Genomic DNA, 20,005 nt, shown 5'->3' with positions numbered 1-20,005 from the left:
CCGCCGCTACCGGCTCGAACGGCTGATCGGCACTGGCGGCATGGGGCAGGTATGGCAGGCCACGGACTTGGCCACGCACGCGGAGCTGGGCAGCAGCGAAATGGTGGCCCTGAAGATCTTGCCGCCGCAGCTGACGCAAAGCGCCACGCATGCCAAGCTGCTCATCGAGGAAGCCACCCAGGCGCGCAAGCTCGCGCATGAAAACATCGTGCGCGTCTACGAGTGGGCGCAGGACCCGGCCACGGCCAGCTATTTCATCATCATGGAATGCCTGGACGGCGAAGACCTGGAGCATTACCTGGGACGCCAGGGCGCGCTGCCGCTGGCCACCGTGCAGGAACTGCTGCGGCCCGTGGCCGACGCCCTGTCGTATGCGTGGGAAAAGCACAAGCTGGTGCACCGCGACATCAAGCCGGGCAACGTCTTCCTGACGGCCAGGGGCGACGTCAAGCTGCTCGACTACGGCATCGCCTCGCGCGTGCGCAATGCGGGCAGCAGCCTGGCGCTGGAAACGCCGAACGCGGGCACGCAGGGCTACCGCGCGCCCGAGGCGGGCGCGCACCAGCGCCAGCCCAGTCCGCGCCTGGACGTGTACGCGGTGGCCGTGATGATCTACCAGATGCTGGAAGGGCGCATGCCGTTCGACGACGCGCGCAGTGCCAGCCATCTGCCCTCGGCGCCGCAGGCGCTCAACGCGCCGCAGTGGCAGCTGCTGCAGAACGGCTTTTCGCTGACGGCCGAACTGCGGCCGCAATCCGTGCAAGCCTTGCTGGAGGGCCTGGAACGGGCCGCCGGCCCGTCGCCCGAGGAACTGGCGGAACAGGCGCGCCAGGAGCAGGCGCGCGTGGCGCAGCAGCAAAGGCAGGCGGCGCTGGCGGCCGAACAGGCGCGCGAGGAAGAGCTCAAGCAGGCGCGCCAGCGCCAGGAAGAGCTGGACCAGCGCCGCAAGGCCGAGATCCAGGCTGCCGCGCTGGAAAAGCAGCGGCAGGACAAGCTGCGCCGCGAGCAGGAGGCGCAGCGCCATTTCGAGGCGGAAGAGGCGCGCAAGCTGCGCAAGGAAGCGCTGCGCGGCCAGCTGCGCGCGCGCCGCGAGGCCGATGCGGCCACCGCCTTGCAGGAGCACCAGGAATTGCAGCGCAAGGCCATCGTCGCCAAGGCGGAAGCGGCCTACCGCGCGGAGCAGGAGCGGGCGCGCCGCGAAGAGGCCAGCCGCGCCGCGGCGCAGCAGCAGGCGCCCGCGGCCCCGGCTCCGGCAGCGCCGGCGACCGACCATGCGGAACCGGTCGCCAACGCCGAAGGTATCCTGCGCGACGACTTTCTCGACGGTGCGGGCCAGGGGCCGGAACTGGTGCTCATCCCCAGCGGCCGTTTCCAGATGGGCGCGCACGAGCAGGAGCACAAGGCCGCCCTGCAGGCCGGCTCGCAGCAGACCTGGCTGGACCGCGAGAAGCCGCAGCACTGGGTCGGCATCGAGCGTCCGTTCGCCCTGGCGCGCCACCCCGTCAGCGTGGGCGAATGGCGCGCCTTCGTGAAGGCGACGGGCTGGGAAGCGGGCGGCGCGGAGACGGACTGGGACAATCCCGGCTTCGTGCAGACCGAGCTGCACCCCGTCGTGGGTGTCAGCTGGAACGACGCGCAGCTGTACCTGGCCTGGATGAGCGAGCGCACCGGCAGGCAGTATCGCCTGCCCAGCGAAGCGGAATGGGAGTACGCCTGCCGCGCCGGCACGCGCACGGCCTTCAACGTGGGCGACACCATCAGCACGGAGCAGGCCAACTACGACGGCCTGTACGTCTACAACGGCGGCCCGCGCGGCGTCTACCGGGGCGGCACCAGCCCCCTGGGCACGTTCGCGCCGAATTCCTGGGGCCTGTTCGACATGCATGGCAATGTGTGGGAGTGGGTGCAGGACGTGGTGCACGACAATTACGAGGGCGCGCCCGTCGATGGCAGCGCCTGGGAGGCGGGCAGCGACAGCAGCCGGCGCATCCTGCGCGGCGGCTCCTGGCTGTACCACCCGCGCTACCTGCGCTCGGCCCTGCGCAACGGCTTTTCCACCGTGCTGTCGAACGACATCGTGGGCTTCCGGGTGGCGCGCACGCTCGATTGATCCTGCCCGCTACGCGGGGGCGCCGTTGCGCACCCGGGCCGGGCGGCGCAGGCAATGGCCACGCGCCCCGGGAGCGGGCTGCGCAAAGCGGGCAAACGGTGTAAATTGTGGCTTTCCAAACGCACCAAGGAACGCCATGACCATCAAAGCCATCCGCGATCAGTCGCAACCCATGCGCCACATCGTGCACGTGCGCGATCACATCATTTCCGCCGACGCCTCGGTGGAAGAGGGGGGCGGCGATGCCGGCCCGTCGCCGCACGACCTGTACGACGCGGCCCTGTCGGCCTGCAAGGCCCTCACCGTCGTCTGGTATGCCAGACACAAGGGCATCCCCCTGGAACACGTGGAAGTGAGCACGGAGCGCGATGCCAGCGAAGAGCGCAAGGGCGTATACCGCCTGGCCGCCACCCTGCACCTGACGGGCGACCTGACGGACGCGCAGCGCCAGGAACTGCTGGCTGCGGCCGGCAAATGCCCGCTGCACAAGCTGATGACGGCCGTGACGACCGAAGTGACGACGGTGCTGGCATGAGCGCGGCCATCCTGAAAAGCCACGAAAAGGACCTCGGTGGCGGCTTCGTCGTGCGGCGCCTGCTGCCGTCCGCCGTCAAGCAGGCCGTCGGCCCCTTCATTTTCTTCGACCACTTCGGCCCCATCGACGTGGCGCCCGACGCCAATCACGACGTGCGCCCCCATCCGCATATCGGCCTGGCCACCGTCACCTATCTGTTCGAGGGCGCGATCGACCACCGCGACAGCATCGGCTCGTACCAGCGCATCGAACCGGGTGCCATCAACTGGATGACGGCCGGGCGCGGCATCGTGCATTCGGAGCGCACGCCGCACGACCTGGCCGGCCAGCCGCACCGCACGCACGGCTTGCAACTGTGGGCCGCGCTGCCAAAGGCGCACGAGGAAGATGAACCGAGCTTCACGCACACGCCGCAGGCGGACATTCCCGTCGTACCGCTCGATGGCGCCGTGGTCAAGGTGTTGATCGGCACGGCCTTTGGCCAGACCTCGCCCGTGCGCACCTACATGCAGACCCTGTACCTGGACGTGGCGCTGGAAGCCGGCAAGGCGCTGCGCCTGGAAGGCTTGCCGGCGGAAGCGGCCGTCTATCCCATCAGCGGCGAGGTGCTGCTCGATGGCGTGGCGCTCGTGCCGCACACCATGGCCTTGATCGAGGCGGGCGCCGTGCAAGCGGGCGCCGTGCCCGTCGTGACGGCAGACAGCGGCCCGGCGCAGTTCGTGGTGATCGGCGGCGAGCCGCTGGACGGCCACCGCTACCTGTTCTGGAACTTCGTCTCGTCGAGCAAGGAGCGCCTGGCGCAGGCGGCCGACGACTGGAGCGCCCAGCGCATGGGGCAGGTGCCGGGCGAGACGGAATTCATCCCGCTGCCGAAATCGCCCCTGCGCCCGGCGACCTGAGTCTTCCTTAGAAACGCGCGCGCAAGGTCAGTTGCGCCTTGCGCGGCTCGCCATAGAAATTGCCCCACGCAGGCGCGCCCACCGTCTGGTAGTAGCGCTTGTCGAGCAGGTTCGTCACGGACAGCGCCGCCGTCCAGTTGCGGTCGATCTGGTAGGCGGCGCGGGCACTCCACAAGGCATACGCGCCCTGCGCCACCGTGACGGCCTGCGTCACGCGCGAGCTCTCCGTCTGGAAGTTCACGCCGCCGCCCACGCTCCACTGCTGCAAGGCGCCGGGCAGGCGGTAATCGCTCCACGCGCGCAGCATGTGGCGCGGCGAGTAGGTGCTGGCAAACATCACGCCCGCGCTCGACGTCTGGTCCAGATATTTAAAATTGTTCAAGGTGTAGCCGGCGAACAGCTGCCAGCCGCGCGCCACTTCGCCGCTGATCTCCGCATCGAGGCCTTCGCTGCGCACCTTGCCCGTCGAGAAATAGCATTCCGTGCCGGACGAGCAGGTATTCACCAGGTCGAGTTCCGCGCGGTTGCGCTGTTCGATGCGGAACAGCGCCAGCGAGGCATTCACCTTGCCGTCGAAGAGTTCCCCTTTCACGCCCGCCTCCAGGTTGCGGCCCTTGAGCGGGTCGAGCAGGGCGCCGTCGGCCGTGCGCTGGTTCTGCGGCTGGAAGATGTCGGAGACGCTGGCATAGCCGGACCAGCGCGGATCGAAAGCGTAGATCACGCCGCCGTACGGCGTGACGACGCCGTTTTCGCGGTAGGGATCGATGTATACCTCGCCCGTGTCGCGGTACACGCTGCTCGATTTGTAGTTCGACACGCGCGCGCCCGCCACCACGGTGAGCGGGTCGCTGACGCTGAAGCGCGCCACGCCGTAGGCGCCCGTCTGCGTCATGCTCGTCACGCTGGGGTCGCCCCGGTAGCTGTTTGCACGGAACCAGGCGTCGCTCGGTTCGGCCACGCCGTGGTTGGGCTGCAGCGGGTTGTTCGGCTGCTGCAGCAGGGCCAGGCTGTAATCGCTGTCGCTTTCCAGGCGGTTCGTGCTGATGCCGGCGCTGAAGCCGTGGCGCCGGCCGAAGGCGTTGAATTTGCCATCGAGCGACAGGTCGATGCCCTTGTTGGTGCTGCCGTAGTCGAACACGCCGCCATACATCATCATGCCGGCCAGGGTGGCGGGATCGATCGCGCCCTGGCTGAACATGTATTTCACGTCATGCCGCTCGCGCGTGTAGTTGGCGCTGGCCTTGAACAGCCAGTCGGCATCGAAGCGGTGCTCGAATTCGGCGAAGACGGCCGTCTGCTTGCTATTCCAGCGGTTCCAGTCGGCGCCCAGGAAGGTGGAGCGGGGCAGGTGCGGGTCGCTGCCATCGCGGTAGCGCGGCATGCCGGAAAAGAACGGCGTCGCATGCAGTTTTTCGTAGCTGGCGCCCGTCGTCAGCTTGCTGCCCGGCGCCAGGTCGAATTCCAGCACGCCATACAGCACGTCCGTGCGGCTGTCGGCCACGTCGTAGAAATAGTCGCGCTGCTCGTGCGCGGCCACGGCGCGGCCACGGATGCTGCCCGACTCGTTCAGGGGGCCGGTGACGTCCACCTCGCCCCGTACGTCGTTCCAGCGGCCCGCGCCCAGCGCCAGCTGCACCTGCTTTTCCGCCAGCGGGCGCTTGCGCACCATGTTGATGGCCGCGCCGGGCGAGCCCGTGCCCTGCAGCAGGCCCGTGGCGCCGCGCACGATTTCCACCCGGTCCAGCATGGCCGTATTGCTGGTGAAGCTGTTCGCCTGCGGGTAGTACATGGCGCGGTTCACGCCGTCGAACTGGTAGGTTTCGACCATGAAGCCGCGCGAATACACGTAGCGCCCGCCCATCGGGCTGTCGTACATGGTGATGCCCGTGGTGTTGGCCAGCACGGCGTCGATGGTGTTGAGGTTCTGGTCGTCCATCTTCTGGCGCGTGACGACGCTGACGGACTGGGGAATCTCGCGCAGGGTCTGCACGCCCTTGCCGACGGTGACGGCGCGCGCCGCATACGAGTTGCTGTGCTCACTGACGGGATCGCGTTCCATGCTGGCGCTGACCGTCACGGGCGCCATGGTCTTTTCCACGCCGGCCGCCGAGGCGGCGGGGGCGGCCGCCTGGCGCAGCACGTAGGCGCCGTTGGCCAGCTGCACGGCTTCCAGGCCGCTGCCGGCCAGCACCTGGGCAAATCCCTGGGCCACGCCAAAGCTGCCGCTTGCGCCGGGCGAGCGCAGGCCCCGCGTCTGCGCGGGATCGGTCGACAGGCTGACGCCGGCGGCCACGGCAAAGTCGTTCAGGGCCGTGGCCAGCGGGCCGGCCGGCACGGCGTAGGCTTGCGGGGCGGCGGCCTGGCTTTGCGCCAGCGCGGGTGCGGCGACGAAGGCGGCGGGCGCGGCGCACGCCATGGCGAGGATGGCCAGGCGGATGGCGCGCGTGGCGGGATGGAGGACGGGGGTGGTCAAAGGCATGTTTGGTCTTTCTGCTCGAAGGGATGGGAATTGGCGTATGAATCGGCTAATGAATGGGTTACTTATCCATGAAGCCGAAGCAGCACGCCGAAACACCAACCCCTGACGCAAAAAAAACGCAAATAATCATGCCCGCCTGGCCGACACCGTGGCCCAGTAGCGCGTGACGTACGTGACCTGCAGTCCGTGCGAGGCGCACAGGCTTTCCAGCACGGCATCGATATCGTCGAGCCGGTAGGTGCCCGTGACGGGGCGCCGCGCCACGGCGGCGTCGCAGGCGAGGCGGCCACGCCGGTAGCGGGCCAGTTCGGCGACGAGTTGTTGCAGTGGCCAGTCGGCGGCCACCAGCATGCCGCGCAGCCAGCTGTCCTGGTGCGCGGGCGTGGCCTGCACCGCATCGGCGCGGCTGGCGGTAAAGTGCATCTGCTGGCCCGCCTCCAGGCGCCGCACGGCGTCAGGGCGGGCAGCGCAGCGCACTTCCACCGCGTGTTCGAAGACGCTCACGCTGCTGCCGTCTGCATCGCAGCGCACGGAGAAGCGCGTGCCCAGCGCGCGGATCACGCCGTGCGGCGTATCGACGAGGAAGGGGCGCGGATCGGCTCTTGTCGCCAGCATGATTTCGCCCTGGTGCAGGCGGATGCGGCGGTGCGTGGCGCCGTAGTCGACGTCGGCGGCGCTGTCCGTGTTCATGTCCATGCGCCCGCCATCGGCCAGCGTCACGTGGCGGCGCTGGCCAGGCGCCGTGCGCAGCGCCGCCGTCCACGCCTGCCACGGCGCGGAACGCAGGCCGGCCTGGCCCAGCGCGATGCCACCGCCGGCCGCCACCAGCACGGCGAGGATGCGGGCCGCCGCGCGCCGGCGCTGCTGCGCCGCCTGCAGGGCAGGCAGCGCCAGCGCCGGGGGAATGGCGCCCAGCTGGCTATCCATGCGCTGCAGCAGTTCCCACGCCCGCTCATGCTCGGCGCTGGCGTCGCGCCATGCCTGCAGGGCAGCCGCATCGGCGCTGCCGCAGCGGGCTTCCACATGCCAGCGGGCGGCAGCGGCCAGTATGCTGCGCGCGATGGGTCGGGCGGAAGAGGCGCCAGCCATCAGCCGGCCGCCAGCATCAGGCATTCCGTGTAGGCGCGCACCAGGTGCTTTTTCACGGTCGGCAGGGAGACGCCGAGGCGCTGGCTGATCTCCACGTAGCTCAGTTCCTCGATCTGCGCCAGCAGGAAGATGGCCCGCGTGCGCGCGCCCAGGCGGTCCAGCAGGCGGTCGATGGCCAGCAGCGTCTCGATGATGATGGCGTGCGTCTCGGCGCTGATGCTTGTCGCTTCAGCCTGCTGCGCCAGCGCTTCCAGGTAGGCCTGCTCCAGCGCCTGGCGCCGGTAGCGGTCGATCAGCAGGCCGCGCGCGATGGTCGCCAGGTAGCCGCGCGGCTCGCGCAGGGGCGCCAGCGGCGTCCCCTCGCGCTTGCCCAGCAGGCGCAGGAAGGTGTCCTGTGCCAGGTCGGCCGCCTCGGCACGGTTGCCCAGCTTGCCGCGCAGCCAGGCAAACAGCCAGCCGTGGTGCTCGCTGTACAGGGTGGTCAGGGGGACGGCATGGATGGGATGGGCGGTGCTCACTGCGGACTCCAGGCAAAGAATGAGCTGGGCTGACGGAGCGCGCGGCACCGGCTGGCTAGGCTATTGAGAATGATACTCATTATCACATTGCCATGGCGGCGGCGTCAATTACTGCCCGCCGCCCAGGCGCCAGCGCTCCTGCCACTGTTGCAGATCCGTCCATGCCTGCTGCAGGGCGGCACCGGACCAGTGCAGCAAGCCCTCCAATGCCAGCAGGGTGCGCTGGCGGTGGATGCCGTCGAAAAATACGTGGTCGGCCACGACGGTGGCGGCCAGCCACGCGGCAACGATGACGATGATGTCGTGGCGGCCGCTCTTCCACCAGCGCAGGGAATGGCGGCGGAAGATCCATGGCACGCCCAGCGGATTGGGCCAGTCGGCCAGCAGGTGCATGATGCCGCCCGCGGCAAAGCCGAACAGGGGCGGCGCCCACACGTGGTGCGGCAATTGCAGCCAGGTGTAGGCGAGCAGGGCGATCCACGCCAGGCCCCAGTGCGTCCACGTGCGGTGCGTGATCCACAGCCGGTGCGTGCGCGCCCACCAGGCCACTTCCAGCCAGTCCGGCGCCGTGCCGCCCAGCGCGCCCATGATAAAGGCGAGCATGCTCAGCACTTGATACGGGCCGCCGGCGCCAGCGTGCGCGACGAGGGCCGCGGCAATCACGCCGGCAGCCCAACCTGTCGCATGGTGCGCTTTGTTGGAAGCCATAGGAAATGTAAAACACCGCGCGGGCGTTTTGTGAAATGTCACGGATATTAACTGGATGAATATACAGTATCGCCGGGCTTGATGCGATAGATTTTGTGAGAAAAGTGTTAAATTTTGTTGCGGGTCGGCATCTGGTGGGTGTCCGGAGGAAAATATTCAAAAGAGAAATATTTCTTTAAGTGAATTTTTTCTAGTGCATTTGAATAAAATCTGGCACGATATGAACTCTTACCATTCTATTAATTATGAATTGAAAGTATGTGATGATGATTTCATATAAAAAATTAACGCTCGCTATCGGTCTTGCGCTGTTGTCTGTTTCTGCCGTGCATGCGCAAGATACCCGCGGCATTTATGTCGGGGCCGGCATTGGCGGTTCCTCGGTATCGTCCCATACAGTCGACAGCGATAACGATCCATCGCTGAATGTGAATCTCGGCTACCGTTTCAATCAAAATTTTTCCACGGAGTTATTTGCGCGCTCGATGAGTTTTCGCATGTTCGATGGCTTGATCGGTGACGACAGCTATTATCCCGACACGCACGTCGGCATTGCCGTGCTGGGCACCGTGCCATTGAATAATGCGTTCAGCCTGTATGGACGCCTGGGCGTGGGTCGCACGGTCATGAAGTCCAGCCGCGTCTCGAACAAGGATCGGGATGAAACCGACCCGTCGGTGGGCCTGGGCGTGCGCTATGCGTTCAGCCCCGCCTGGAGCGTGAATCTGGAAGCGACGCGCTTTACCAAGACGGAAGTCAATACGTATCTGTTTGGCGTGCAATACAATTTCTGATCGCCACCGCACTCCCTGCGCGCTGGTATCAGCGCTGACACGGCACCGGACCAAGGGAAATGCATATTTCCCTCGTCCGGTGTTTTTTATCGGCGGCTTGCCGCATTGCCAATGCAATCGGCTGGTCGCGGCCTATGCTGAAAACAGATGCTAGTCCGACGAGGTGTCATCATGAAAATCCCCCGTGAATTACAGATTCCCGCCATCGTATTTTCGCTGGAGGCGGTATTCATAATCGGCCTGTCGCTGATCTTTCTCGTGCTGGCGCCGCGCTGAATCACACCCAAGCAATTCCGGTGTTTTCCAGCGTCCATCAATGGCGCGTTGCCGCCTTGGCCATCGCTCGCGCTGTGTCGCGCCGGGCACCCTGTATCGCATCCGGTTTTATTTGCCATCCATGCGGGATAAGGTCCGGGAGGTCCTGGCGATTGCCTGGCCGCTGACATAGACGGTCATGGCACGGCCTTGCCGTGCAGGCGGACCCGGGAGCAGGGGAGCGTTTTTGGGCGTGCGGTTCTCGGCGGTGCGCCGTAGTCCGGCTATTTTCAGGCGGTCAGCACGCTGTCGCACAGGGCCGCGCCCTCGGTGCGAATGATCCAGCATTCCGGATACGGTTCGCTGGCAAAACGGTTGTGCCGGGCAAACCCGGCGAGCTTGTCGAGCGCCGTGGCGGGCGCCAGCGGCGTTTCCTTGCCGCTGGCCGTGTCCAAGTGCCAGAAACCACCGTTGCGGTGGAAGAGCACGGGCAGCGAGGCCGCCTGTGGCGTGGCCAGGTGGCTGGCCGGCGCGGGCCGCGCTTCGGGCAGCAGCAGGTAAAAACATTCGGCGCGGGCGCCGTGGTCGATGCGGTGCAGGATCACGCCGTGCGCCAGCAGGGCCGTAACACCGAGCACGACGATGCCCTTGATGCTGGCGGACAACTCGATACGCATGCCCAGGCGCAGGGCGACGGGCTTGTGCTTGCCGGGCCAGACGCCGTCGAGCAGCAGGCCGTAGCGCGACACGTCCTCGATTTCAAAGCCTTGCGGGCCGCGCCGGATGATGGCGTGGCGTCCCGACAGGCGGCGCGTCAAGCCGTTGTTGTCCTGGCCGTCGGGGCTGAAATGGCTGAGCAGGACATCGGCTTCCGGATCGACCAGCTCGAAGCGCCCCAGCATGCACTCTTCCAGCGCGAACAGGCGGATCTGGCGCTGTTCGCCCGCTTCCGGCGCCGCGTTCACGAGGCAGGCGGCCTGGCTGGGGTGCGGGTGGCACTGGCTGGCGGCAGGCAGGTCGACCTCGATCAATTCCTCGTCCCAGGCGATGGTGGTAAAGCCCATGTCGATCTTGCCTTGCGGCGCGGACAGGTCCACGTGGGCGATGCCGGCATTGCGCGCCGTTACGTCCAGGTTGCAGCCGTCGCCGCCCGTCACGCGGGCAATCGAGGCGTCGTCGGCCATCACGCGCACGTTTTTATGGGTGCTGAGGAAAATCTGGTGGATTTCCGTCAAGGTGGCATCGCGGCGCGGCACGAGGATGACGAAGGTGCACACCCATTTCTGCGCCACGGCGCCATCGACGTGGCTGTGGACTTCCACGTCGATCTGGTATTGCCCGTGTTCCTTGTTGCGGGAAGAAAATTCGACAAACACGGGGCGCCAGTCGCCGCGCGTCGTGCGCACGAAATCATGCTGGACGGCGCCACGGGGAATCAGGTCCGAGCGCAGGCGCAAGGTCAGCTGGGGCGCGCAGGCGGCGCTCATGCCGCGCAATTCCATTTTCAGGGTTTGCCGTCCGCCCGCCGCGCGGGGGTCGAAGCCGCTGATGTGCAGATGGGCCTGGACCAGCTGGTAGGCGGCGCGGGCAGCCGTTGCCGGCATGGCAGCGGGTGCCGGCCCTGGCGCGTGGGCCTTGGGAGGCAGGGAGGCGCCAGCGGACACGGCGCTGCCCGTACCCATGGCGGGAGCGGGCAGGAGAGGAGCGGTCATGCCGGCAGCGGTATCGGCCGGAGTCGCAACCGCAGGGACGCGCGGAAGCGCCGTTGCCGATGGCTCGGAACGGGCGCTGCGCAGTGCGGTCAACAGGTCGTAGCTGCTGGGAGCAATCGTCGCTTGCGGGTGGCTGGCCGCGCAGACGTTTTCCCCAGGCAAGACCCAGAACGTACAGTGCGGGTGCTCCGGGTTGCTGCATTTTTTCATGACATTCTGACTCGAATCGAGCGGGGGCATTTTGCCCTCTGTTATACATGAGAGCTTACGCGCTTTTGCGCCCCCTTGGCAACTCTTGCAGCGCGCCGGCGCCCTGTTTTTGTGCGAATTCATGCCATTGATCACAGGCGCCCATGCTTGCCATGGAAACAATTGCCTAAAATCACATTTTATATCTTTTCGGATATGCTATTTTGATATCGGCGCTCACGCCCGCCGCTTCTCGACGATCACCTCCAGATATTCGCCCGGCACCACCAGCGACTGGGGACCGGCCGTATTCAGGCGTTCGAGCAAGGCGCGCACTTCCTGCTCCAGCGCGCCGGCGCCGGCCGGGTCCAGTGCGGCAAAGGCCTTGTGCATGGGACCGTAGTACTGGCGAAGCACTTGCAGCCAGTGTCCGGCGGAAGCGTAGCGGAAGTTGAAGAACTTGCGCTGTGCGTGGATCTGTTCCGCCGCCGGGCCAAACAGGTCGCGCGGGTAGGCTTGCTCGCCCCAGCGGGCGGGCGAGACGAGGCCGGCCGGTGGCGGCACGTGCTTGCCGACGATCCGGAAGAGCTGGCCGATAAAGCCGTCCGGCGTCCAGTTGGCCATGCCGATGCGCCCGCCCGGCCGCAGCACGCGCAGCATTTCGGCGGCGGCGCGCCGGTGGTCGGGGGCGAACATCACGCCAAAGGTGGACAGTGCCGCGTCGAAGCTGGCGTCGGCAAACGGCAGTGCTTCCGCATCGGCTGCCTGGAACGTCACGGCGAGGCCTTCCGCCTCGGCGCGCGCGCGGCCTTTCTCCAGCAGGGCGGGCACGTAATCGGTGGAAACGACGCGGGCGAAGCGGCGGGCCGCGGCCAGGGTGGCGTTGCCATTGCCTGCGGCAATGTCGATGACGTCTTCATGGGCGCGGATGTCGGCCGCCTCGGCCAGCGACTCGCCCACCAGCTGCAGGGTGACGCCGATGACGGCGAAGTCGCCGCTGGCCCAACCGGCCTGCTGGCGCTGCTTGACGGCGGCATAGTCGGGGCCGCCAAGGGGGACTGGCGCAGGGGAAACGGGATCGCTCATGGCTTTCTCCTGATGCAAGGTCGATGCTGCTCACTATTGAGCATCAGACCGCGCGCCGTGGCGGTGGTTCACTTGCCGGCGGCATTTTGCCGTATGCTGGCGCCAACGTTCCCTCGCCCTTGACCAGGAGCACAATCATGCCGACGCAACGCCCGTTTCAGCTCGCCCTTGCCTACGGTGCAGCCCTGCTTGCCTTCCTGCTCCTCGATGCCCTGTGGCTGGCGGTGCTATGGGTCCCGTCTACGCTGCCGCACTGGGTCCCTTGCAGGCGGCGCAACCCCGCTGGGCGCCGGCAGCCGTGTTTTATGTGCTGTATATGCTGGGACTGCTGGTGTTTGCCATCGTGCCCGGCTTGCGCGCTCGCCGCTGGCGCACGGCGGTGGCCCTGGGCGCACTGCTGGGCCTGGTGGCATATGGAACCTATGACTTGAGCAATTATTCGACCTTGCAGGGCTGGCCGCTGGCCCTGACGGCCATCGACATGGCCTGGGGCGCCGTCCTGTCAGCCGTGGCCGCCCTGACCGGCTACCTGGCCGCCAGCCGTGCCGGACGCTGAGCCAGGCGCAAAGCGCAGGGCCAGGATGGTGATGTTGTCGCTATATAAACCTGCGGGCGGGTGGGCGTGGAAATCGCCGAGCAGGGCGCTGACGGCCTGCGCGGCGCTCTTGCCTGCGCACAAGCTGGGCCAGCGGGCAACGAGGGCCAGCGGGTCGGCGCAGGCCCAGAAGCCGTCGCTGGCCAGCAGGTAGCAGGCGCCGCGTCGCACTTGCAGCACGCGCCGGTCGCCCAGGTGGGCGAGGAAGGGCGGCAGGTTGCCCGCATCGAGGGCGCGCAGCGGGGTGTCGAGCTGCAGCGAGTCGCCCAGGGCATTGCCCAAAATGAAAGCCTGCGAGATTTGCGGGTGGTGTTCGCCATGCACGCTGGCGCGCCAGCGGGTCTCGTCCAGCGCGCCGCGCATGGCGTACACGGTGGCGGGCACGTGGTCGACGGTGAGCACGCTGGCCGTCCCGTCGCTGATTTCATACAGGCGCGAATCGCCCACGTGGTACAGCAGCGGCGCCTGGCCTGCCGGTATTTCCAGCAGGGTCAGCGTCGTGCCGGGCGGACGCGCCTGTGCCGGACCCGCCGTGGCGAAGCCCGCTTGCAGGCGGGCATGCAGGTGATCGAGGTGCGCGGACAGGCTGGCCGTGTCGTGGCAGGCGGGGATGTCCAGCAAGCCCTGCACGGCCGCCTCGGCCGCTTCGCGCCCGTTGCCATGGCCGCCCATGCCGTCGAGCACGGCAGCGCGTGCATGGCCCCGGGGCCAGTTTGGCACCTGGCAGTGGAAGGGTGCCTGCTGCGACAGGCAGACGGCGTGGCCGCTGGCGTCGATCAGCAGGAAATTGTCCTGGTTTTCGCGCCGCGGCAGCAGGCCGGCGCCCACGCTGCTGCCGGCGGCAGCGTCGAGCCAGGGTCCGAAGTCGAGCTCGTCTTTGATTAAGTGCATCGTTTGCTGCGGTCCAGGCGGCCCAATGTTGATCATAAGACACAGCTTAGCCGATATTGTACGTGGGCGATACCTTGCTTATTCATTAAAAAAACCTGCGGCAGCAGGCTGGCGCAGGTTTTTCAAGGGAGCCGGGCAGGGCTTAGCGGCGGTGGCCCCAGCCGTGGCCGCGGTCATAATAGTCGCGGCGGCCATGGTCGTGGTAGTAGCCACGGCCCGGTTGCACGTAGACGACGGCTGGCGGGCCGTAGTAGCGTGGCGGCGGGGCATAGTACACGGGCTGCGGCGCCGGCGCGTAATACACGGGCTGCGGTGCGGGAGCGTAGTAGGTCTCGCGGTAGCCGCCGCGGTAGCCGCCACGGTCGTAATAGCGGTCATTCGTATTGATGCTGTTGCCAACGGCGGCGCCAATGACGCCACCGACGATCGCGCCGTTCCGGCCGCCAGTGCTGTTGCCAATGGCTGCTCCGACGACGGCGCCTGCAACGGTATTGAAGTCGCGGTCACCGGCGACTGCGGCCGAAGACACCGCCACTGCCGCTACCATTACCGCACCCAGGAGTTTCTTGTTCAACATGGCATTTCCTTCCATTCCGGCGAGATCACAATGATCTGCATGGAGTGGACTATATCTGCTGCCGGCGGCTTGATCCATGTCTAATACAACTTATTACATTCATGCCCGGGCGGTAACAAGTCAGCGCACGCGCGCCTGCCACTCGGGGCGCAGCAAGCTGTATATTTTGACATCGTGCATGCTGCCGTTGATGAAGAAGGCCTGGCGCATCAGGCCTTCCTGCGTAAAGCCGCTCTTTTGCGCGATGCGCTCGGACGCCGTGTTGTGCGGGTCCATCAGCAGTTCCAGGCGGTGATACGGGTAGGCGTTGAACAGGTAGTCGACCAGCAGGCGCGTGGCCTCGCTGATGTAGCCGCGCCCGCCGCGCTGCGGATCGAACAGGCGGTAGCCGATCTCGCGCGAGGCCGGCGTGCGGCTCTTGAAATGCGTGATCGTGCCGATGATGTTCTGGTGGTGGTCTTCAATCAGGAACAGTTCGCTGTCCTCGCTCACGAAGCCCGATTGCAGGAAGTCGCGGCGCATCGCCTCGGGCGACTTGAACTGCATGGAAAAGAAGGCGCCGCGCGAGGGCAGGTCGTTGACCAGCGCGATAAAGGTGCTGAGGTCGGCGGCAAGCACATGCCGGACGGTACACAGTGTTCCCTTGAGCATGACGGCTTCCCGTGGCGATCGTAGCTTGCATGGTAATCCAGCATGCCCGCCGCAGGCAATCGCCGTCTGGTAAAAGTTGCTGCAATGACAGAATAAATGCGCTATCGTAGAAAGCTGCGCCGTGCCCCTGGCCACGGCGTATCCGCCCCGACCCTGTAGACTGGATTTGACACCCTATGATTACCGTTCCGACTGGCGCGCCGCTGCGCCGTTCCCTCGTCTCCCTCGCCCTTGGCTGCCTTGCCGGCACGGGCGCCCTGGCCGCCGCGCCGGGCAATGCGCCGCAGGCGCTGGCGCAGGTGCGCGATACGGCCCTGCAAAGCGACTGGGCGTATGCGCGCCTGGCCGACATGACGGACCTGATCGGCCCGCGCCTGTCCGGCTCCGCCGGCGCGGCGGCGGCCGTGCAGCAGGTGGCCGAGGCCATGCGCCAGCTGGGCGCTACCGTCACCCTGCAGCCCGTCAAAGTACCGCACTGGGTGCGCGGCGTGGAAACGGCGGAAATCGTCGATTACGCGGGCCGTCCGCAGGGCGTCTCGCAGCGCGTGGTGCTCACGGCCCTGGGCGGCTCCGGCGCCACCCCGGCCGCCGGCCTGACGGCGCCCGTGATTATCGTGAAAAGCCTGGAAGAACTCAAGGCGCGCGCAGCGCAGGTGAAGGGCGCCATCGTGCTGATCGACACGCCGTTCGACCAGGAGATGGCCGAGCGGGGACTGGCCGGCGTCACCTATGGCCAGGGCTCGCGCTTCCGCTTCAACGGACCGAAGGCGGCGGCGGAACTGGGCGCGGCCGCCGCGCTCGTGCGCTCGATCGGCGGCGCGAACTTCCGCATCCCGCACGCGGGCGCCACGGGGCTGGAAGAGGGCAAGCGCATTCCCGCCGCCGCCGTCACCGTCGAAGACGCCCTGCTGATCGGCCGCCTGGCCGCGCGCGGCCCCTTGAGCATGCACCTGACGCTGACGCCGCAAAACCTGCCCGACGCCGACAGCTACAACGTCATCGCCGACTGGCCGGGCACGGACAAGGCCGACGAAGTGGTGGTGGTCTCGGGCCACCTCGATTCCTGGGACCTGGCCACGGGCGCGCACGACGACGGCGCCGGCGTGGTGGCGGCCATGGGCGTGCTGGAAACGCTGAAAAAGCTCGATTACCGCCCGCGCCGCACCATCCGCGTGATCGCCTGGATGAACGAGGAAAACGGCGGACGCGGCGGCCAGGCGTACTTTGACGCCCACAAGCGGGCGCTGGGCAAGCAGTATGCGGCCATCGAGATGGACAGCGGCGCCGGCCGCCCGTTCGGCATCCTCGCCAGCGTGGGGCCGAAGGCGGAAAAACTGTTCGCGCCTCTGCGCGCCGCCCTGCAGCCCATGGGCGCGCAGGCGTTTACGCGCCGCGACGCGCTGGGCACGGGCGACCTGCACCGCCTGGAAACGGCCGGCGTGCCCAGCTTCGAGCCCCTCGTCGACAGCCACAGCTACTTCCACTACCACCACACGCCGGCCGACACCCTCGACAAGGTCGAGCCGGAAAATCTGAAGCGCAACGTGGCGCTGATGTCGTCGCTGGCGTGGTTCCTGGCCAATCTCGACGGCGAAATCGGCCGCGCGCCGGCGCAGGACGAATAAGCTTGCCGGGCCGCGCCGCGCGCCCGGCGCGGCCCGCCGGCCGGGGGCATCTTCGAAATTTTGCCAACAAGTAATGACTTTATGGATATGACACACGACGACATCGATGCCGCCACTGGCATGATCCGCGCCTACGTGGCCGCGTATCCCCACAGCGCCGACACGCTCGAAGGCGTGGCGCAGTGGTGGCTGGAGGGCCGTTTCCCGCCGCTGCTCATCGCCGCCGCGCTGGAGCGGCTGCTGGCCTCGGGCGAGCTGGAGCGGCTGAATTTGGGCCAGCACCAGCTGTGGCGGCGCGCCGTCCGCGTAGCGTAGCAAGCGTCAGATGGCGTTCAGCGGTATCTTCAGATAGCGCACGCCGTTTTCTTCCGGCTCGGGCAGCTTGCCCGCGTTGATGTTGACCTGGATGGCGGGCAGGATCAAGGTCGGCATGTCCAGCGTGGCGTCGCGGCTGGTGCGCATGGCCACGAACTGCTCTTCCGTGATGCCGTCGCGCAAATGGATATTGCTGGCGCGCTGTTCCGCCACCGTCACTTCCCAGCGCGGCGCGCGGCCGTTGGGCGGGTAGTCGTGGCACATGAACAGCCGCGTCTGCGGCGGCAGCGACAGCAGGCGCTGCACGGAGCGGTACAGCAGCGCGGCGGAGCCGCCGGGGAAATCGCAGCGGGCCGAACCCACGTCCGGCATGAACAGGGTATCGCCGACAAACACGGCGTCGCCGATCTGGTAGGCCAGGTCGGCCGGCGTGTGGCCGGGCACGTGCAGGGCGCGCACTTCCAGCTTGCCGATATGGAACACCTGGTCGGGCGCGAACAGCTGGTCGAACTGCGAGCCGTCGGCCCGTGCGCCGTCCTGGTGGTAGACCTGGGCAAACGCCTGCTGCACCGTCTGGATGGCGGCGCCGATGGCGACGTCGCCGCCCAGCTGCTGCTGCAGGTAGGGCGCGGCGGACAGGTGGTCCGCGTGCGCGTGGGTTTCCAGCAGCCAGCGGCATTGCAGGCCGTGCTCGCGCACGAAGGCGATGACCTTGTCGGCCGACGTGGTCGAGGTGCGGCCCGCCTTGGGATCGTAGTCGAGGACGGAATCGATGATGGCGCAGTCCCGGCCATCCTCTTCGTAGACGACGTAGGTGACGGTGGCGGTGGCGGGGTCGAAGAAAGCTTGGATTTGTGGAGTCATCGCGGCGGCATGGTACGGACAGGGAAGGGCATTATATCGCCAGAGTTCGCTAAAAAAATGTTGCAAATCCATATTTAACATGCGAAAAACAGATATGGGGTCATGGTTGCGCGCGTGACTGCCGTGCGCGCCCTGGACCTTGCAGCGTGGTAACCTCATTCTTCCAAGGAGGAATTCATGAACGATACCATTGCACGCAGCGAACAGTACCGCGGTTTTACGATTTCCGTGACCCCGCAAAAGGATAACGACGATTTGTGGGATTTCACCTACCGCCTGCAGCGCGAAGGGGAAGCGGAGGCGCAAGCCATCACGCGCAGCCGCACCCTGGGCGGTTATGCGGCCCCCGAGACGGCATGCGCGGCCGGCCTGGAAGTGGCAAAGACGGAAGTGGACAATCTGCTGCGCCCTTGAGCCAGCGTAAATCGTTTAGCCTGATTGCAGGGCGGCGCGTGAAACACGTCGCTGCCGGCCGCGCTTCATGCTACGATTTCCACTATTGAGTCAGTCACTGAGGAGGCACCCATGGATAGCAGTTCTAAAATTCACTATAAAGGCTGGGAAATCGTTCCCCTGGCCGTGCCCACCACCGACGGCAAATGGTCGGCCAGTTGCGACATCGAACGCGCCACCGCGGAAGGCCTGGAAGTCTTCGAAGGCTCGACCATGCAGTTCGTGCGCGACGACGAGGACGGCGCCATTGCCGCCGCCTGCGAGGAAGCCGTACGCCAGATCGACAACATCATCGCCAATCCGCTCGTACGCCTGGCCTAGCGTCTTGTTGTTTCATCCTGCAGCCGGCGCCCGCCGGCTGTGTTGCATGCGGCGTCCCGCAGCCTGCCCCTTCCGTTCCTTCCTCCTGTTCCGCCCAATCCACCCCTTGCCTGATTACCTGCCGGGAAAGTGACCCGCGTGGCGGGCACGGCACGCTCATGTGTTTCATGTTTCAATTCTGTGTTTCAAATGGAATAATTGAAACAAATTTGAAACATCGCGGACCGCCGATGTGACATCGCTGTTCCCTGGCGTGACAGCGGGCAGGGCGCGGCTGCGTGGCCATTTTCCCTGGTTTTCATAGTGGCGCGGCGTCGTTGCCGCAAGCATGTGCGCTGCTGGCACGGCATTTGCAATACCCATGTGCATAGCCACTCCGTGAAACATTCGGGACCGTCCGAAACCCATAAGGTGAACACATGACTCAATACTCCGCAGGTGCCGCATTCCGCAAGGCCGTCCAGGAAGAATCCCCGTTGCAGGTCGTCGGCGCCATCAACGCCAATCACGCCTTGCTGGCCAAGCGCGCCGGTTATAAGGCCATCTACCTGTCCGGCGGCGGTGTCGCGGCCGGCTCGCTGGGCTTGCCCGACCTGGGCATTTCCAGTCTGGACGACGTGCTGACCGACATCCGCCGCATCACCGACGTGTGCGACCTGCCTTTGTTGGTCGATGCCGACACGGGCTTCGGCGCTTCCGCCTTCAACGTGGCGCGCACGGTGAAATCGATGATCAAGTTCGGCGCGGCCGGCCTGCACATCGAAGACCAGGTGGGCGCCAAGCGCTGCGGCCACCGTCCGGGCAAGGAAATCGTGAGCAAGGAAGAAATGGTCGACCGCATCAAGGCGGCCGTCGACGCGCGCACGGACCCGAACTTCGTCATCATGGCGCGCACCGATGCGCTGGCCGTCGATGGCCTGGAAGCGGCCCTCGAGCGCGCCGTCGCCTGCGTCGAGGCGGGCGCCGACATGATCTTCCCGGAAGCCATCACGGACCTGGACATGTACGCCACCTTCGCCAAGGCCGTCAACGTGCCGATTTTGGCCAACATCACGGAATTCGGTTCCACGCCGCTGTTTACCCTGGATGAACTGCGCAGCGCCCACGTGGGCCTGGCCCTGTATCCGCTGTCCGCCTTCCGCGCCATGAACAAGGCGGCGGAAAACGTCTACCAGGCGCTGCGCCGCGACGGCACGCAAAAGAACGTCGTCGACACCATGCAGACGCGCATGGAGCTGTATGAATCGATCAACTACCACGATTTCGAGCAAAAGCTCGATGCGCTGTTCGCCGCGCAAAAGAAATAAGTAAAGAAGCAGGGACCGCATGCCGGTCCCCC

Annotated in this window: 21 protein-coding genes; 10 read left to right on the top strand and 11 right to left on the bottom strand. The window is 66.4% G+C overall.

The genetic code is table 11. The annotated features are described in order from the left end of the window. The 3 genes from EBS11_RS22235 to EBS11_RS22225 all read left to right on the top strand — a co-directional run. The coding region (locus tag EBS11_RS22235; RefSeq protein WP_290606494.1) for an SUMF1/EgtB/PvdO family nonheme iron enzyme at window positions 1-2,110 on the top strand (2,110 nt) is incomplete at its 5' end. Window positions 2,111-2,246: 136 nt separating this feature from the next. After that, entirely contained in the window at window positions 2,247-2,645 is a 399-nt protein-coding gene (locus EBS11_RS22230) for an OsmC family protein (RefSeq protein ID WP_290606493.1), read from the top strand. Then, window positions 2,642-3,544: a pirin family protein gene (locus tag EBS11_RS22225; RefSeq protein WP_290606491.1), complete on the top strand. Its 903-nt coding sequence runs from the start codon at window positions 2,642-2,644 to the stop codon at window positions 3,542-3,544. Before EBS11_RS22230 ends, EBS11_RS22225 begins: the two co-directional genes overlap by 4 nt. Window positions 3,545-3,551: 7 nt before the next feature. On the opposite strand, the gene EBS11_RS22220 is transcribed toward EBS11_RS22225, so the two are convergent. The 4 genes from EBS11_RS22220 to EBS11_RS22205 form a co-directional block, all read right to left on the bottom strand. After that, complete coding sequence (locus tag EBS11_RS22220; protein WP_290606489.1) at window positions 3,552-6,023, bottom strand: TonB-dependent receptor; 2,472 nt, start codon at window positions 6,021-6,023, stop codon at window positions 3,552-3,554. Window positions 6,024-6,149: 126 nt separating this feature from the next. Next, a complete protein-coding gene (locus EBS11_RS22215; RefSeq protein WP_290606487.1) occupies window positions 6,150-7,112 on the bottom strand; it encodes a FecR domain-containing protein in 963 nt (320 codons plus the stop codon). Then, entirely contained in the window at window positions 7,112-7,630 is a 519-nt protein-coding gene (locus EBS11_RS22210; RefSeq protein WP_290606485.1) for a sigma-70 family RNA polymerase sigma factor, read from the bottom strand. The genes EBS11_RS22215 and EBS11_RS22210 overlap by 1 nt, the downstream gene beginning before the upstream one ends. A gap of 108 nt (window positions 7,631-7,738) precedes the next feature. Continuing rightward, window positions 7,739-8,338 carry a metal-dependent hydrolase gene (locus EBS11_RS22205; RefSeq protein WP_290606483.1) on the bottom strand — a complete coding sequence of 200 codons (600 nt, stop codon included), beginning with the start codon at window positions 8,336-8,338 and terminating at the stop codon, window positions 7,739-7,741. 263 nt (window positions 8,339-8,601) lie between these two features. Here EBS11_RS22205 and EBS11_RS22200 point away from each other — a divergent pair, with 263 nt between their 5' ends. Continuing rightward, on the top strand, window positions 8,602-9,132 hold the full coding sequence (locus tag EBS11_RS22200; RefSeq protein WP_365955963.1) for a porin family protein: 531 nt from the start codon (window positions 8,602-8,604) through the stop codon (window positions 9,130-9,132). 545 nt (window positions 9,133-9,677) lie between these two features. Here EBS11_RS22200 and EBS11_RS22195 read toward each other — a convergent pair. Together EBS11_RS22195 and EBS11_RS22190 are read right to left on the bottom strand one after the other, a co-directional pair. Continuing rightward, window positions 9,678-11,309 carry an FHA domain-containing protein gene (locus EBS11_RS22195; protein ID WP_290606481.1) on the bottom strand — a complete coding sequence of 544 codons (1,632 nt, stop codon included), beginning with the start codon at window positions 11,307-11,309 and terminating at the stop codon, window positions 9,678-9,680. Window positions 11,310-11,525: 216 nt separating this feature from the next. Continuing rightward, the gene (locus EBS11_RS22190) at window positions 11,526-12,374 is read right to left on the bottom strand and encodes a class I SAM-dependent methyltransferase (RefSeq protein WP_290606479.1); all 849 of its coding nucleotides are present in this window, start codon (window positions 12,372-12,374) and stop codon (window positions 11,526-11,528) included. A 229-nt stretch (window positions 12,375-12,603) separates the two neighbouring features. Between EBS11_RS22190 and EBS11_RS22185 the strand changes: the two genes are divergently transcribed. Continuing rightward, the gene (locus EBS11_RS22185) at window positions 12,604-12,930 is read left to right on the top strand and encodes a DUF2177 family protein (RefSeq protein ID WP_290606477.1); all 327 of its coding nucleotides are present in this window, start codon (window positions 12,604-12,606) and stop codon (window positions 12,928-12,930) included. On the opposite strand, the gene EBS11_RS22180 is transcribed toward EBS11_RS22185, so the two are convergent. The 3 genes from EBS11_RS22180 to EBS11_RS22170 form a co-directional block, all read right to left on the bottom strand. Further along, complete coding sequence (locus tag EBS11_RS22180) at window positions 12,877-13,860, bottom strand: protein phosphatase 2C domain-containing protein (protein WP_290606475.1); 984 nt, start codon at window positions 13,858-13,860, stop codon at window positions 12,877-12,879. The two genes, EBS11_RS22185 and EBS11_RS22180, sit on opposite strands and share 54 nt — an antisense overlap. 142 nt (window positions 13,861-14,002) lie before the next feature. Then, the gene (locus EBS11_RS22175) at window positions 14,003-14,437 is read right to left on the bottom strand and encodes a glycine zipper 2TM domain-containing protein (RefSeq protein WP_290606474.1); all 435 of its coding nucleotides are present in this window, start codon (window positions 14,435-14,437) and stop codon (window positions 14,003-14,005) included. A gap of 120 nt (window positions 14,438-14,557) precedes the next feature. Continuing rightward, the gene (locus EBS11_RS22170) at window positions 14,558-15,088 is read right to left on the bottom strand and encodes a GNAT family protein (protein ID WP_290606473.1); all 531 of its coding nucleotides are present in this window, start codon (window positions 15,086-15,088) and stop codon (window positions 14,558-14,560) included. 176 nt (window positions 15,089-15,264) lie between these two features. On the opposite strand from EBS11_RS22170, the gene EBS11_RS22165 reads away from it, so the two are divergent. Together EBS11_RS22165 and EBS11_RS22160 are read left to right on the top strand one after the other, a co-directional pair. After that, window positions 15,265-16,713 carry a M20/M25/M40 family metallo-hydrolase gene (locus tag EBS11_RS22165; RefSeq protein ID WP_290606471.1) on the top strand — a complete coding sequence of 483 codons (1,449 nt, stop codon included), beginning with the start codon at window positions 15,265-15,267 and terminating at the stop codon, window positions 16,711-16,713. 81 nt (window positions 16,714-16,794) lie between these two features. Then, entirely contained in the window at window positions 16,795-17,028 is a 234-nt protein-coding gene (locus EBS11_RS22160) for a hypothetical protein (RefSeq protein ID WP_290606469.1), read from the top strand. A 6-nt stretch (window positions 17,029-17,034) separates the two neighbouring features. Here the strand turns inward: EBS11_RS22160 and EBS11_RS22155 are convergent, their stop codons facing one another. Continuing rightward, complete coding sequence (locus EBS11_RS22155) at window positions 17,035-17,892, bottom strand: MBL fold metallo-hydrolase (protein ID WP_290606467.1); 858 nt, start codon at window positions 17,890-17,892, stop codon at window positions 17,035-17,037. A 177-nt stretch (window positions 17,893-18,069) separates the two neighbouring features. Between EBS11_RS22155 and EBS11_RS22150 the strand changes: the two genes are divergently transcribed. Together EBS11_RS22150 and EBS11_RS22145 are read left to right on the top strand one after the other, a co-directional pair. Beyond that, entirely contained in the window at window positions 18,070-18,306 is a 237-nt protein-coding gene (locus tag EBS11_RS22150; RefSeq protein WP_290606466.1) for a hypothetical protein, read from the top strand. Window positions 18,307-18,417: 111 nt separating this feature from the next. After that, window positions 18,418-18,666 (top strand): hypothetical protein, encoded by a 249-nt coding sequence (locus tag EBS11_RS22145; protein ID WP_100873472.1) that lies wholly within the window; start codon window positions 18,418-18,420, stop codon window positions 18,664-18,666. 165 nt (window positions 18,667-18,831) lie between these two features. On the opposite strand, the gene EBS11_RS22140 is transcribed toward EBS11_RS22145, so the two are convergent. Continuing rightward, window positions 18,832-19,029, bottom strand: a complete 198-nt coding sequence (locus EBS11_RS22140; RefSeq protein WP_290606463.1) for a hypothetical protein — start codon at window positions 19,027-19,029, stop codon at window positions 18,832-18,834. A gap of 56 nt (window positions 19,030-19,085) precedes the next feature. Here EBS11_RS22140 and prpB point away from each other — a divergent pair, with 56 nt between their 5' ends. Beyond that, window positions 19,086-19,973: a methylisocitrate lyase gene (gene prpB, locus EBS11_RS22135; RefSeq protein ID WP_070220951.1), complete on the top strand. Its 888-nt coding sequence runs from the start codon at window positions 19,086-19,088 to the stop codon at window positions 19,971-19,973. Window positions 19,974-20,005: the final 32 nt, after the last annotated feature.

It is taken from the genome of Janthinobacterium sp., from assembly GCF_009923995.1.
Taxonomy (GTDB): Bacteria; Pseudomonadota; Gammaproteobacteria; order Burkholderiales; family Burkholderiaceae_D; genus Janthinobacterium.
Note: the sequence above shows the minus strand (reverse complement) of the source record. Positions and strands in the feature narration are given on the sequence as shown.

Coding starts and splice junctions, on each gene's coding strand:
- EBS11_RS22225 (WP_290606491.1), top strand. CDS start 2,642: ATGAGCGCGGCCATCCTGAAAAGCCACGAAAAGGACCTCGGTGGCGGC.
- EBS11_RS22155 (WP_290606467.1), bottom strand. CDS start 17,892: ATGACTCCACAAATCCAAGCTTTCTTCGACCCCGCCACCGCCACCGTC.
- EBS11_RS22175 (WP_290606474.1), bottom strand. CDS start 14,437: ATGTTGAACAAGAAACTCCTGGGTGCGGTAATGGTAGCGGCAGTGGCG.
- EBS11_RS22230 (WP_290606493.1), top strand. CDS start 2,247: ATGACCATCAAAGCCATCCGCGATCAGTCGCAACCCATGCGCCACATC.
- EBS11_RS22200 (WP_365955963.1), top strand. CDS start 8,602: ATGATGATTTCATATAAAAAATTAACGCTCGCTATCGGTCTTGCGCTG.
- EBS11_RS22150 (WP_290606466.1), top strand. CDS start 18,070: ATGAACGATACCATTGCACGCAGCGAACAGTACCGCGGTTTTACGATT.
- EBS11_RS22140 (WP_290606463.1), bottom strand. CDS start 19,029: ATGGGTATTGCAAATGCCGTGCCAGCAGCGCACATGCTTGCGGCAACG.
- EBS11_RS22190 (WP_290606479.1), bottom strand. CDS start 12,374: ATGAGCGATCCCGTTTCCCCTGCGCCAGTCCCCCTTGGCGGCCCCGAC.
- EBS11_RS22180 (WP_290606475.1), bottom strand. CDS start 13,860: ATGCACTTAATCAAAGACGAGCTCGACTTCGGACCCTGGCTCGACGCT.
- EBS11_RS22185 (WP_290606477.1), top strand. CDS start 12,604: ATGGGTCCCGTCTACGCTGCCGCACTGGGTCCCTTGCAGGCGGCGCAA.
- EBS11_RS22205 (WP_290606483.1), bottom strand. CDS start 8,338: ATGGCTTCCAACAAAGCGCACCATGCGACAGGTTGGGCTGCCGGCGTG.
- EBS11_RS22165 (WP_290606471.1), top strand. CDS start 15,265: ATGATTACCGTTCCGACTGGCGCGCCGCTGCGCCGTTCCCTCGTCTCC.
- EBS11_RS22195 (WP_290606481.1), bottom strand. CDS start 11,309: ATGAAAAAATGCAGCAACCCGGAGCACCCGCACTGTACGTTCTGGGTC.
- prpB (WP_070220951.1), top strand. CDS start 19,086: ATGACTCAATACTCCGCAGGTGCCGCATTCCGCAAGGCCGTCCAGGAA.
- EBS11_RS22170 (WP_290606473.1), bottom strand. CDS start 15,088: ATGCTCAAGGGAACACTGTGTACCGTCCGGCATGTGCTTGCCGCCGAC.
- EBS11_RS22220 (WP_290606489.1), bottom strand. CDS start 6,023: ATGCCTTTGACCACCCCCGTCCTCCATCCCGCCACGCGCGCCATCCGC.
- EBS11_RS22145 (WP_100873472.1), top strand. CDS start 18,418: ATGGATAGCAGTTCTAAAATTCACTATAAAGGCTGGGAAATCGTTCCC.
- EBS11_RS22160 (WP_290606469.1), top strand. CDS start 16,795: ATGGATATGACACACGACGACATCGATGCCGCCACTGGCATGATCCGC.
- EBS11_RS22215 (WP_290606487.1), bottom strand. CDS start 7,112: ATGGCTGGCGCCTCTTCCGCCCGACCCATCGCGCGCAGCATACTGGCC.